Raw genomic sequence first — 12,996 nt, 5'->3', positions numbered from 1 at the left:
CATGGCGGCGATCAGCGGGCTGGACAGGCTGGTTCCGCCGACCACCCCCCATCCGCCCGTGAAGAACGTGTCGTAGGTCGCCAGGCCGGTGCTGGGATCGGCATCCGCGGAGACGTCGACGGTGGTACGTCTCGGGCAGCCGGGGTCGTGTTGGAAGGGGGGTTTGGGCTCGTACAGGGAGCAGGCCGAGCCGCCGCCGAGCCACGCGGTCTCCGACCAGCGGTCCCCGTGGTGTGTCTGGAACCGGTGCAGGGTGGTGCCTCCGGCCGCTGTGACGTAGCGGGAGGCGGCGGGCCAGAACTGGTCGGGGTAGCCGCTGTCACCGCTGGCGGCCACGAAGGCGATGCCTGGGGGGAAGTGGGCGTCGCCGATGGTCGTCTCGGCGGGCTGTTCCTGGGTGACCCAGCTCATGGAGACGAACTTGGCTCCCTGCGCCACGGCCTGGTCGACTGCCGGGAGCAGGCTGGAGACGATGAGGTTGTTGTTGGCTTCGACGAGCAGGAGCTTGCAGTCGGGGCAGGCGGCGCTGACGGCGTCGAGGTCCAGGGACGTCTCCAGCGCCCAGTTGGGGACAATGGTGGGCGGGGCTGGCGGGGGTGGTGTGGTGCCGCCGTTCTGGTTGATTTTGCGGAAGCAGCCGTTGGCGGTGGTGCACGGCGGCAGGCGGAAGGTGCGGCGGTAGACCGCCAGGTCGCTTTCGGCGTTGGGGTTGTCGAAGGCGTTGACGATGGCGACGGTGCGTCCGGCGCCGCCGTGGCGGGGCAGGTCGTAGGCGCTCTGGATGTCCTTGGGGTGGTAGCCGGGGATCTGGCTTTCATCCTCCGCGGTGTGCAGGGTGGGCAGGTCTGTGCGCACCAGGGCCAGGCAGGAGGCCCGGTCCGGTCCCGTTGGAGGAGCGCATACGTGCTTGTATCTCGCCTCCTTCCCGTCGCGGTCGCGCGTGGGTCCGGCGGTCTGTGCCAGCCAGCCAGCATCCTCCAAGGTGTGCCCGTGTCCTTGAGCGCCCGCAGGAGCGGCTGCCAGGCTCAGGGCCAGGAGCATTGCTCCCGACAGCAACCGCAGAATATGCACAGGCCGCATGACGCTCCTTCATCGCTTCGGGCACGCAGGTGGATCCGCCCATACCTCGGCCATGGCAGCCGCTCGGTAACGGTCACCCGGGCGGTTCAGCCGGTGTGGCGGCATCAGGCGACATCATCCGCATCGCGGACACGGGAAAACGCGGGCCATCACGGGTGCGCGCGCCGGATGCAGTAGCACACTCACCTTCACGGCCTACTCGCGGTAGCTCATGGCGGATCGACTACTGGGACTTCACTTCGGCGCGACGGGGGTGAAGGTTTGAGGGGGTGAGTCAGGTCTCGGTGTTGGGCCCCTGGGGGTCGTGGCTCCGGCGGGCAGCTGGTGCAGTGCGGTGTTCCGGCCGGGGGCGCCGACGGACGTGGGCAGGTCAGCTGGTGCAGCCGGGGACGGGGCTTGGACCGGCGCAGTTGTCTGGGTGGTTCTCGCGTACCTGGGCGTCGTTCAGCAGCGTCACCGCGCCGCCTTCGTTGTAGATGCCGCCGCCATCGTTCTTCGCGGTGTTGTTGTGCACCGTGGAGTGGTCCAGCGTCACCGTGCCACCGCCGACGGTGTTGTAGATGCCGCCGCCGAAACCGCCGGAGGCGGTGTTGCGCTCCACTGTGGAGTTCTTCAGTGTCAGTGCGCCGCCACTGTTGTAGAAGCCTCCGCCTCCGCCGCCTTTCGCGGTGTTGTTGCTCACCGTGGAGTGGTCCAGCGTCACGGTGCCACCCCCGCCGGTGTTGGCGATGCCGCCGCCGAGGTCGGCGGTGTTGTCGCTCACCGTGGAGTCGATCAGTGTCACCGTGCCGAAGACGTTGTCGATGCCACCGCCGACGCCAGCGGCGGCGGTGTTGTTGCTCACCGTGGAGTCGATCAGCGTCACCTTGCCGCCGCCGTTTTCGATGCCACCGCCGAAGCCGAGGCCAGCGGCGGCCTTGTTGTCACGCACCTTGGAGTGATTCAGCGTCACCTTGCCGCCGCCGTTTTCGATGCCGCCGCCGATGCCTGCGCTGTTGCGCTCCAGCGTGGATCGGTCCAGCTTCAATTCGCCACTGTTGCCGATTCCGCCGCCGACTTCGGCGCTGTTGTTGTTCACCGTGGAGTCGTTCAGCGTCGCCGTGGCGTCGCTGTAGTTGACGATGCCACCGCCGCCGTTGGCGGCGTTGCTCCTTACCGTGGAGTCGTTCAAAGTGGCAGTGCCGCCGGTGTAGTTGAAGATGCCGCCGCCCTCGTTGTCGCCGTCGTTGTCGCGCACCGTGGAGCTTTTCAGCGTCAGCGTGCCGCCGTTGTTGTAGATGCCGCCGCCGTCACCCGCAGTGTTGTTGCTCACCGTGGAGCTCTTCAGGGTCGCCGTGCCCCCGTTGTCGTTGAAGATGCCGCCGCCGGAGCGGCCGGCGCTGTTGCCGCGCACCGTGGAGTGGTCCAGCGTCACCGTGGCGCCGTTGTTGTGGATGCCGCCGCCGGACAGGGCGCTGCCGTTGGTGATGGTCAGCTTGTCCAGCTGGACCTGGACGGTTCCGGCGACCGTCACGGTGGAATCGGCCTGGTTGCCGTCGAGGACCGCGTCCCTCAGGCCGATCAGCGTCAGGTCCTTGCTGATCGTGAAGTTGCCCAGACAGGTTCCTGCCACCCGCAGCGTCGCCCCGGAGGGGGCGGCGTCGATCGCGTGCTGCAGGCTCTGGGTGCGGCAGTGAACCGCGGTGTCCTGGACGGCCGCGGCCGGGCCCGCCCCTACCAGGCAGGCTGCCCCCGCCATCACCGTCACCGCCGGCACCCGCCGACGCCACACCGCCCAGGCCGCTCGCATGCGCATTCCACTCCTCCGTCTCTGTGGCGGGCCAGGCCCGGCGGCCCTGCCCTGCTGTCGCGCTGGGGTGAGGGCGGCGCAAGCGCCCACGCGTGGAACAAGGGATGCCCCCGTGGGCGGTCGGCGAGGCGGAGCCGCGCTGGAGGCGGCCCGTGCGTCCCCCGAACGGCCGGGGCCGATGACCGGTGTGGTCCACAGCCTTCTGTCCCCGGCCTCGCGCATGCTCCATCCCCCGCGAGCCCATCGCTGGCAGGCCCCCGTTGAAGCAGCAGTCGAGTAGGCCTACCAGCAATCCACGGACAGCGGCACGAGCTATGGCCACATCGTGAGCGAAACAGGACCCAACGCGCACGTACTGTCGATGATTGCGTAGATCATCCGGCTGGTGCACGGCACTGCCTCAGCCCCCACCGGAGATGGGGTCGATGGTGTCGGCCGGGACGAACCCCAGCACCTCGATGAGGTGCCGCGTCGGCAGCGGCAGCCGTTCCAGGGCCACATCGTCCAGCACGGCCATCGTGCCGTCCGGCATCTCGACTCCTCGCCCGACGTCCTGGTGGGCGACTTCCCGGCCATCCAGCTCGCAGGCGCGGTGGTGGCGAATACTCCCTCCGTCACTGCGGTGCACCCCGTTAAGGCACTCACGGTGGTCGTCCGTGGCCGGGCTGACCAGGACCGGCGCGGAGACCAGGCCGAAGCAATCGGACATGGTGGCCGCCATGCCTCCATGGGCCCCCGGCCCAGGGATGTCGCACGTCAGCGGCGTACGCGCCAGACGGGCGCGGCACGAGGCCACCGGCGCCACGATCGCGGCTACCGAACTCGCCTCGATTCATTCAGTGTGTCCACCGCCCGCAAGGTAAGAGGGTGCTCGGGGCCCAGCAGCCGCTCAGAGTCGGCAATGACCCCCTCCTCGATGGTGATTGCCTCCGTGGTGCGCCCGACGTCCCTGTAGGAGAGGGCCGTTGCGGGTGGTGAGGGTGTGGGGGTGTTCGCCGGGCGGTATGACCTACCGCGTGCGTCGCAGGGTTGCCGAGAGATGGTGCTGCAACGGCTGGCCGACCGCCGCGAGGTCGTGGACGAACGTGAGTGTGTCGCTGTCGGTCAGGGTGTAGCGGCGGCGGGTGGCGTTGACCTCCTTGGCCGTGGGAGTGAGGGCCACCTCGTGCGTGGAGAGATCCACCGTGTCCTGTGCCGCTTGGCCGACCGCGATCTCGGCGATGCCGGTGGGCTGGGTGATCAGTGCCTCCACCCGGCCGTCGGGCTGAAGCCGCCACCATCCGCTCTCCCGAGCCGCCGGGCGCAACGGTGCGCCCTCGGCGTCGAGCAGCCAGGCCCGGGCCTCGTAGCAAAGGAAGGGGCGGCCGTCGTGGCTGAAGGTGACCTCTTGGGCGTAGGTGAAGTCACCGGCGAGCGTCGGATATCCGCCTTGGCCCTGGCCGTGCCATGTGCCCAGGAACCCGAGCACGGGCTCGAGCAGTGCGTGCGGTGTGGGCGCGTCGTCCGGCCGGTGGGCGTCGGGGTACGGGTGCTCCGGTGCGGGGTCGTACACGTTGGCGCTCCTTGGGTTGTGCCGGTGCCGGGTGAGAGCCTAGGCGCCCGTCTCCTCTGCGGCGGGCAGGGCGGTTACCCCGGTATTCAGCGCTTGGCGGGGCGGGTGGCGGGTTGGAAGCGGAAGGAGAGTGCCTCCATCAGCGGCTTGCGCTGCGTCTTCTGGACGGCGGCGATGCGCCATCTTCCGTCGGCCTCGCGGACGACCGTGTACGTGGCGAGCTTGCCGAGCTTGGCCGGATCGTCGTCGGCCTTCGGGCCGCCCTTGCGTACGTCGCCGCGGGTGACGACCACGGCGGTGTCGGTGCCGTAGAAACGCAGGTCGGTGATCTCGACGATCAGCCGGGTGCCCTTGAGGAAGCTGTCGAACAGGGCCTGGTGGGCGCGGCCGATCTCCGTACCGCCGTGGTAGGCGGTGCCGACGTAGGTGACATCGGTGGCGTCCGTCGTGAACTGCTCGCCGTACGCGGCGCCGTCGCCGTTCGCCCAGGCCGCGCAGCTGCGCTCCAGCAGGGTATGGACGGCTGTGGCGTCCGCGGCGCGGGCCGGGTCGAGGGGGATGGCGGGGTTCAGGTGCGCGGTCATGGCGTTCCTCCGGCGCGATGATGATAGCTTCTCTGGAGAAGATACTGCTTTGAAGATGTCTCTTCTTTGAAGAAGAGAATATGGAGTGAGGAAGCCCATGTCAACGCCTGCCATGCGAGCCGACGCCAGCCAGATCTACCGCCGTTACCTCAGCGCCGTGATGCTCCACGGCCATGCCAGCGCCAGGGCCTGCGAGCTCGGCGCCACCGACCTGTACGCGCTGAACATCCTTCACCTGTCCGGGCCCATGACCCCCGGTGAACTGGGCACCCGCACCAGCCTCACCACCGGTCCGACCACCCGCCTCATCGACCGACTGGAGCAAGCCGGCTACGTACGCCGTGTCCCCTCCCCCGACGACCGGCGCAAGGTCATCGTCGAACCGGTCGGCGAGCCCGCCGGCCTCGACCGTGTCATGGCCCCCGCCCGCCAGAAGATCGGCGAGATCCTCGACGGCTACTCTCCCGAGCAACTCGACGTCCTCTTCGACTACTTCACCCGCGCCGCCGCTGCCTACCAGGCCGCCGCCGAGCAGTTGCGCAGCGAGGACGGCGTCTGACGGCGGCGCGTCATCGCCTCCGGCCCCTAAATACCTCGCGATGACGACTGCCGGTTGTCGGGCTGGCACCGGTACGAGAGAGCAATTCCCCTGGGCCCGGAGGTTGTTCACCGTGGCACCCCGGCGACCCCGGCCACGCACCGGCTGGCCGCCTGATCCGAGACGACCATCCGATCGCTTGAACGACCGTATAGCTGGCTCCGCGTCAGCGACGTCGAGCTGTGGCTACGCCCCAGGACAACCTCTCTGCTTGCCGGCTTCGTCGGCTGTCCCGGGCCCATTCATCCCGCACAAGACGAGACGGAGGACCCCAGTACGGCGTCCCACCTGCGCGCATCGGCCCGGATCGGGCAGCGCACCCTCTTACTGGCCGAAGCCGCTTTGCCGTTGACCGGCTGGACCGTGCACGCCATCGCGCTGCACAAGCGGCTCGCCGCGATGAAGCACGACCCGCTCACCGGGCGGCTGCGCCGCGATGCCTACTTCGCCCGCGCCCGGCAGATCCTGCGCCGCCACGGCGACGACAAGGCCGTGGTCATGGTCGAGGCCGATCACTTCAAAGCAATCAACGACCGCCTCGGCCACGTGGCCGGTGACACGGTCCTTGCCGCGTTCGGCGTCCGGCTCACTGCCTGGGCCAGCCCCCGCGCCGCCGTCAGCCGCCTCGGCGGCGACGAGTTCGCCGTTGCCCTGGAGCTGCCCCGCGACCGCCGCGCGCACCGCCTGGAACAGCTGATCCGCATGCTGCACGCCGGTCCCCCTGGACGACGGCCGCACCGTCGACGTCGCCGCCTCGGTCGGCGCCGCGACCCCCGACGCGATCGGCTGCCGAGACCTGGCCGTCCTGCAGCGTGCCGCCGACGCCACCGCCGCGCACGCCACCACGCCGTCCAACAACGGCCGCCGTGCCGGACGTCCGGGCACGGCTATGTGGGGGCGAGCCGCATGACCGCGCACCCCTGCCCAAGGGCAACAGGGTCCACGGCACCACAGGAAGTGCCCCGACGTCGGCGTGCCAGCCAGTAAGGCCAAGGCCCGCCGACCGAACGGACGGCGAGCCTCGGATAGATCAGGGGGGTCGTCGGTGAGGTGAGGAAGCCCGGCAGCCGGAACCCGTACGTCGCGTAGTGCCGGTCGTCTCGGGCCGGCTCGATCCGGGGCCCTTCCGAGCTGCCCAGGCAGTCCGCGCGATCGCCGCGCACCGACCTGCGGTGGTCGCCGCCGGGGAGGTCCATGGCATTCGGGTCGGAGTCGCCGAGCGCGGCGAGCTGTACGCAGTGCTCGATGCCGGGGCGCCAGGCCTCGTCGCAGACCTGGCGGACAAGTGGTCGCCGGCGCACGGCTGCACGTCGGCGGGGACCTTGTGATGCATCGCTGAGGCTTTGTGGGGTCTTCCGCGGCTACGGAAGACCCCACTTTCCGAAGACGCCGTCACCGCCGGACTCACCCACGAATGGAGCTCCGGCAAAGCCGAAGGCCATGTCAATCGCGTGAAAACGATCAAGAGAGCCATGTACGGCCGGGCCTCGTTCCGCCTTCTGCGGATCCGGATCCTCACTCCGCCGTGATTTACAGCCGATACCAGTCGTCCCCGCCGACGCGCAGGGAGCGCCCGAGGTAGTCGCACAGGTTGTTTGCCACCCATCGGCGGCTGTCGCTCTCGTGCTCCCACACGAAGACGTCCGGGCGCTGCGGCTTCTGCACGAGGGCGAACTGATCGCCACCTCCATTGTCCCCGAAGAACATGAAGGAATCGAAAGGCATATAGAGCTCGGCAAGCGTCTGGTCGGACCAGAGCTGGAGGTTCTGGTCGACGATCTGCTCCAAGCTCCATACGGTGTCCACATGGGTGTGGCCGATCACCCCGTTGCTCTCCAGAAGCAACTGCTTGAGATCCGCCGGCAGGGCCCGGCCCAGGCATCCTTCCGCCGCGACAACCTCGGAGGCCTCGACCGGCGTCCGAAGCCCTGCATCAGGAAAGACTTCCAGCACTGACTCTCTCCACATGATCGCGAGCATAGCCACGTCCCTGGGCTCCGATCGCATCGGCATCAACCAGCAGAGTCGTCAGCCGATCGCTTCGAGATCATTCACGGAACTGCGGTCAGAACGTTGAACTTCCCCACCGCTCGCTCAACCGACGGACAGACATACTCAACTTGATTGCCCACCTGCGGGGCGACCGCTTCTGAGTCAGGTCGTAGTGGTGGGGGATGCCGGATCAGGCGGCCTCTTTCTGTGAGGCATCACTGGCTGTCGCCAGCCAGGGCATCCGTTGGACCAGGGCGTCATGCAGCCGCGTCAGGGCTGCGATCTTCTCCTTCAGCTCGGCCACCCGTTGTGCACCGACGACGTAGCCGTCGGCGCACAACGGCGAGTACTCGAACACCTCGGGCAGATCGGTGTCGAGGTAGCGCACGAAGGACTTGACGTTCTCGACGGTGAACCCGGAGGCGAGCAGGTCGCGGACGTTGCGGACCCGGGTCACCGCGTGCGGGCCGTAGACGCGGTAGCCCGACGGTGTCCGGTCGGACTCCAGCAGGCCCTGCTCCTCGTAGTAGCGCAGGGCGCGGGTCGTGGTCCCTGTCTGTGCGGCCAGTTCACCGATCAACATGCGGCAACCTCCGAGCTGACTGTCGGGCGTGACGGATACCTTGTGCTCAACTCCTGAGGCGGACCACGGTCTTCCCGGTGTACCTCCCGCGGACGAGATCGAGGAGTGCCTGGGGCGCCCTCGCCAGCCCGTCGATCACCGTCTCGTCGTAGACGATGGATCCCTCGCGCAGCCAGTCGCGGAACTGATCGCCGAACTCCGCAGCCCGGTCCAGGTGGTCCCACAGGGTGAAGCCGCGGATAGTCAGGCGTTTACCCAGGACGCTCAGCAGATCACCGGGACCGTCGTCGGGGCGGGCCGTACTCTGTCGGTTGAGGGCTCCGCAGACCGCGATACGGCCGTGCACATTCATGACCTCGATGGCGGCGCGCAGTTGCTCGCCTCCCACGTTGTCGAAGTAGACGTCGATGCCGTCCGGGGCCGCTTCGCGCAGCCGGTCGAGTACCGGGCCGTCGTGGTAGTCGAAGGCCGCATCAAACCCGAGCTTCCCGGTCAGGTAAGCAACTTTGTCGGCCGAGCCGGCGCTGCCGATCACCCGGCTGGCTCCCTTGAGCCGAGCTATTTGACCTGCCATGCTCCCGGTGGCTCCTGCCGCGCTGGAGATGAAGACGGTGTCACCGGGCCGCAGCCTTGCCGCCTCCGTGAGGCCGACGTAGGCGACCAGCCCGAATCCCAGGTGCATGGAGGGGCTGGGGTAGGCCGCCTTGTCCACGCGGCGGAACGCACCTGCCTCGGCCACGGCGTACTCCCGCCAGCCGAGCCGATGGACTACCAGCTCTCCCTCGCTCAGCGACGGATCTGCCGAGGCGACCACCTCGCCGAGCGCGTCCCCGTACATCACCTGTCCCACCTCGTAGCGAGGCATTGGCAGCGGGGATCCGCCCGCGATCAACATGAGCATGCCGGGATCGAGCGACATGAACAGGTTACGAACCAGCACCTGGCCCGGTGCGGGGTCCGGTACGCCCACCTCGACGATCTCGAAGTGGTCGAGTGTCGAGAGCCCGACGGGCCGTGCGGCGAGTCGGACCTCCAGGCCCGTGCTTGGCAGGCTGGAAAGGGCAGGCGGCGTTGCGCTCTTCGCAAAGGACTTCATACCGCTGACGCTAGGCATTGACCTATGCGTGAAGGTCAACCTGTCCCGCCGCTGAAGCCTCAACGCCGATCCGCGATCGCCGGAAATCCCATGCGTGGTGATGCGCAACTTCGGCCACAGCTGCAACGGTCAACTGGCTGAGGCCAAGAACGGGCCTGGCCATCTTCATAGATCCGCATCAGCGCAGCGCCGCCGCGGCGAGTCCATGAGGGGGCCGCTTCCTGGACGGATGGCCTGGTCAGCAAGGCTGATTCCCCAGTGGCTGAGGAACGCTACTGACGACGGCCCGGCTCCCTACGTCACCACCTGGGATACCGATGCGATGCGCATGGTGCGGGAGTGGGCTGAGCGCTGGCCGACGCTCTCCTCCGTGCGAGTTGGTGATGTTCGGCTCTTGCTGCGGTTGCCCTGTCGATATGGTCCACGTCGACGTGCGTTTTTTTGGGGGTGCGTGTGCGAGGCCGGAGCATGGCAATGGCAGCGCTGGCTTGCATGGGTTCCGTGTTGGCGGTCCTGCTGGCGCTGGCAGGGAACGCCGCAACGTCCGACACACACTGGCCGTGGGCAGTTGACGGCCTGCGGCAGCACGCCTGGCCCTGGGTCATCGTGCTGGGAGTACTGTCCGCGGTGGCTGTCGCCCTCGCGGTGTGGCTGCAAGAACACGCACCGGCCGTCCAGGGCGATCCCCCACCCCCTCAGCTGACGCCAGTACCGGACTGGTTCGTGGACCGTGCCCAGACCCGTGCCACGGTTGCAGCCGTCTGCCGCGGCCGCAGCGCCGTGGGCATCACCACTTCCCTGTGGGGCGCTGGCGGATTCGGCAAGACCACCCTGGCCACCGCCGTGTGCGCCCACCGGCGGGTGCGGCGCCGATTCCGCTCACGGATCTATACCGTCACGATCGGTCGGGACATCCGCGGCCGCGCCGCGGTGGCCGCCAAAGTAGCTGAGGTCACTCGGTTCATCACGGGAGACACCACCGAATTCGACGATCCCGAACTGGCCGGCGCCCACCTGGGCCGCCTCCTCGATCAACGGCCCCGCACCCTCCTCGTACTCGACGACGTGTGGGAGGACGAACAGCTCACACCGTTCCTGCACGGCGGCCAGCGCTGCGTCCGGCTGGTCACCACCCGCAATCCCTCCTTGCTGCCCGTCAGCGCGCAGCCCATCCAGGTCGATGAGATGTCAACCGATCAGGCAAGGGCAGTACTGACGTGGGAACTACCGGACCTGCCCGACACCCTGGTCGAAGCCTTGCTCAGGGCCACCGGCCAGTGGGCACTACTGCTGCGTCTGACCAACCGTCTGATCGCCGAACAGGCCGCATCCGGCGCCGATCCCGCAGCCTGCGCTGAACAGATCCTGCACCGGCTCACAGCCCACGGCCCGGCCGCGGTGGACGATCCCACCGCCGTATGGGACCTGGACAACCCCCGCCTGCGAAGCAAAGCCGTCAAGGCGTCGATCGAAGCAGCCACCACCCTGCTGCCGCCCGGCGGCGCCGACCGCTTCAGCGAACTCGGCGTCTTCGCCGAGGACGAGTTGATACCGGTATCCATCGTCACCCTGCTGTGGCAGGCCACTGGAGGGCTGACTGAGGAACAGAGCCGCACCCTCTGTCGGGATCTGGAACGCCTGTCCCTGATTGTCCTCGCCCCACGGCACGGCGGCAGGATCAGCCTCCACGACGTCGTCCGCGACTACCTCCGGAACACGCTCGGCCCTGCTGGTCTGACTCGCATCAACCGCCTCCTGATCGACGCTGCCGCTGCCACACTGCCAACGGCCAGGCAGCTTGCCCCCGCTACCCCCGACCCGGGGCGAGCCTGGTGGCGGCTAGAGCACGGGTATCTCCTCGACCACCTTATCGATCACCTCGTTGCTGCAGGCCGCACGGCGTCTGCCGAGGCCGTCGCGGGCGACCTGCGCTGGGTCGAAGCCCGCCTCATTCAGCGCGGCCCGAGCGCACCCTGGAGCGACCTCACGCGCATCAACTCCCCCCACGCCCGCCCTCTTGCGCGCAGCCTTGCCCAGATCGCCCACCTCCTCACCCCCACCGACCCGTCTCACGCCCTTACAGCCATCCTGCACAGCCGCCTCGATCACTCGCCCCACTGGCACCCACAGATCGCCGCACGCCAGCGAGACCCCGCCCTACGTCCCTGCCTCGTCAACCGAGCCCCCCTGCCCGACCGCCCCCATGCCTCATTGCAGCGCAGCTTCACTGGCCACACGGGCCCGGTATCGGCAGTGGCGGTTGCTCCGGACGGCTCCTGGCTCGCCACAGCCGGCGAGGTGGTGCGGGTATGGGATCCGGTCTCGGGGACCTGCACCGCTTCTCTCACCGGCCACACCGGCCCGGTATCGGCAGTAGCGGTTGCTCCGGACGGCACCTGGCTCGCCAGCGCGGGCCACGACAAGGTGGTTCGGGTTTGGGATCCGGTCTCGGGGACCTGTACTGCTTCTCTCACCGGCCACACCGGCCCGGTGTCGGCAGTAGCGGTTGCTCCGGACGGCACCTGGCTCGCCAGCGCCGGCCGCGACCGGGTGGTTCGGGTTTGGGATCCGATCTCGGGGACCTGTATTGCTTCTCTCACCGGCCACACCGATACGGTGACGGCGCTGGCAATCGCTCCGGACGGCACCTGGCTCGCCAGCGCGAGCGACGGCCGGGTAGTGCGGATCTGGGATCCGATCTCGGGGACCTGCACCGCTTGTCTCACCGGCCACACCAGCTCGGTGCAGGCGCTGGCGATCGCCTCAGGAGGCACCTGGCTCGCCAGCGGGGGCCACGACGGGGTGGTGCGGGTTTGGGATCCGGTCTCGGGGACCTGTACTGCTTCTCTCACCGGCCACATCGACTGGGTGCTGGCGTTGGCGGTTGCTCCGGACGGCACCTGGCTCGCCAGCGCGGGCCACGACGGGGTGGTGCGGGTATGGGATCCGGTCTCGGGGACCTGCACCGCCTCTCTCACCGGCCACACCGATACGGTGACGGCACTGGCAATCGCTCCGGACGGCACCTGGCTCGCCAGCACGGGTGACGACCGGGTAGTGCGGATCTGGGATCCACTCTCGGGGACCTGTATCGCTTCTCTCACCGGCCACACCGGCTCGGTGTGGGCGTTGGCGATCGCTCCAGACGGCACCTGGCTCGCCAGCGCTGGCTTCGACCAGAGGGCACGCCTCTGGGATCGGGATACTTCTGCTGAGCCCCCTCCTCTACCCAGCATCATCGGTGACGCACGGGCGTTGGCGATTGCTTCGGGCGGCGCTTGGGTCGCTAGTGCGGGCGACGACGGGGTGGTGCGGGTTTGGGATCCGGTCTCGGGGATCTGTACCGCGTCTCTCACCGGCCACACCATCTGGGTGCGGGCGCTGGCGATCGCTCCAGACGGCACCTGGCTCGCCAGCACGGGTGACGACCGGGAGGTGCGGATCTGGGATCCGGTCTCGGGGACCTGTACCGCCTCTCTCACCGGCCACACCGATACGGTGACGGCGCTGGCGATCGCCCCAGACGGCACCCGGCTCGCCACGGCCAGCGACGACGAAGTGGTTCGGGTCTGGGATCCGGTCTCGGGGACCTGTACCGCCTCTCTCACCGGCCACACCGGCCCGGTATCGGCAGTAGCGGTTGCTCCGGACGGCACCTGGCTCGCCAGCGCGGGCCGCGACCGGGTGGTGCGGGTATGGGATCCGATCTCGGGGACCTGCAC

12 protein-coding genes are annotated in these 12,996 nt (G+C 68.6%); 3 read left to right on the top strand and 9 right to left on the bottom strand.

Annotated elements, in window-relative coordinates; genetic code table 11:
* The 5 genes from IPZ69_RS44105 to IPZ69_RS44085 form a co-directional block, all read right to left on the bottom strand.
* Positions 1-855 (bottom strand): S53 family peptidase (locus tag IPZ69_RS44105; RefSeq protein ID WP_235460543.1); only part of this gene is annotated, 855 nt, incomplete at its 3' end.
* 595 nt (positions 856-1,450) lie between these two features.
* Positions 1,451-2,869 (bottom strand): right-handed parallel beta-helix repeat-containing protein, encoded by a 1,419-nt coding sequence (locus IPZ69_RS44100; protein WP_235460542.1) that lies wholly within the window; start codon positions 2,867-2,869, stop codon positions 1,451-1,453.
* Between the two features lie 400 nt (positions 2,870-3,269).
* On the bottom strand, positions 3,270-3,590 hold the full coding sequence (locus IPZ69_RS44095; RefSeq protein ID WP_235460541.1) for a Ku protein: 321 nt from the start codon (positions 3,588-3,590) through the stop codon (positions 3,270-3,272).
* Between the two features lie 288 nt (positions 3,591-3,878).
* On the bottom strand, positions 3,879-4,421 hold the full coding sequence (locus tag IPZ69_RS44090) for an FABP family protein (RefSeq protein WP_235460540.1): 543 nt from the start codon (positions 4,419-4,421) through the stop codon (positions 3,879-3,881).
* 86 nt (positions 4,422-4,507) lie between these two features.
* Positions 4,508-5,005, bottom strand: coding sequence for an SgcJ/EcaC family oxidoreductase (locus tag IPZ69_RS44085; RefSeq protein WP_235460539.1), 498 nt, complete (start codon positions 5,003-5,005; stop codon positions 4,508-4,510).
* 97 nt (positions 5,006-5,102) lie between these two features.
* Between IPZ69_RS44085 and IPZ69_RS44080 the strand changes: the two genes are divergently transcribed.
* Both IPZ69_RS44080 and IPZ69_RS44075 read left to right on the top strand, forming a co-directional pair.
* Positions 5,103-5,564 (top strand): MarR family winged helix-turn-helix transcriptional regulator, encoded by a 462-nt coding sequence (locus tag IPZ69_RS44080; protein ID WP_235460538.1) that lies wholly within the window; start codon positions 5,103-5,105, stop codon positions 5,562-5,564.
* A 438-nt stretch (positions 5,565-6,002) separates the two neighbouring features.
* On the top strand, positions 6,003-6,590 hold the full coding sequence (locus IPZ69_RS44075) for a GGDEF domain-containing protein (protein WP_308407608.1): 588 nt from the start codon (positions 6,003-6,005) through the stop codon (positions 6,588-6,590).
* Here the strand turns inward: IPZ69_RS44075 and IPZ69_RS44070 are convergent.
* The 4 genes from IPZ69_RS44070 to IPZ69_RS44050 form a co-directional block, all read right to left on the bottom strand.
* A complete protein-coding gene (locus tag IPZ69_RS44070) occupies positions 6,491-6,904 on the bottom strand; it encodes a hypothetical protein (RefSeq protein WP_235460537.1) in 414 nt (137 codons plus the stop codon). The two genes, IPZ69_RS44075 and IPZ69_RS44070, sit on opposite strands and share 100 nt — an antisense overlap.
* 229 nt (positions 6,905-7,133) lie before the next feature.
* Entirely contained in the window at positions 7,134-7,583 is a 450-nt protein-coding gene (locus tag IPZ69_RS44060) for an SMI1/KNR4 family protein (protein WP_235460536.1), read from the bottom strand.
* Between the two features lie 202 nt (positions 7,584-7,785).
* Positions 7,786-8,178: a MerR family transcriptional regulator gene (locus IPZ69_RS44055; protein WP_235460535.1), complete on the bottom strand. Its 393-nt coding sequence runs from the start codon at positions 8,176-8,178 to the stop codon at positions 7,786-7,788.
* A gap of 46 nt (positions 8,179-8,224) precedes the next feature.
* Complete coding sequence (locus IPZ69_RS44050) at positions 8,225-9,400, bottom strand: NADP-dependent oxidoreductase (protein WP_308407607.1); 1,176 nt, start codon at positions 9,398-9,400, stop codon at positions 8,225-8,227.
* A 348-nt stretch (positions 9,401-9,748) separates the two neighbouring features.
* On the opposite strand from IPZ69_RS44050, the gene IPZ69_RS44045 reads away from it, so the two are divergent.
* The coding region (locus IPZ69_RS44045) for an NB-ARC domain-containing protein (protein WP_235460534.1) at positions 9,749-12,996 on the top strand (3,248 nt) is incomplete at its 3' end.

This window comes from Streptomyces olivochromogenes (genome assembly GCF_021538895.1).
Lineage (GTDB): Bacteria > Actinomycetota > Actinomycetes > Streptomycetales > Streptomycetaceae > Streptomyces > Streptomyces olivochromogenes_A.
This window is presented reverse-complemented; position numbering and strand designations above follow the sequence as displayed.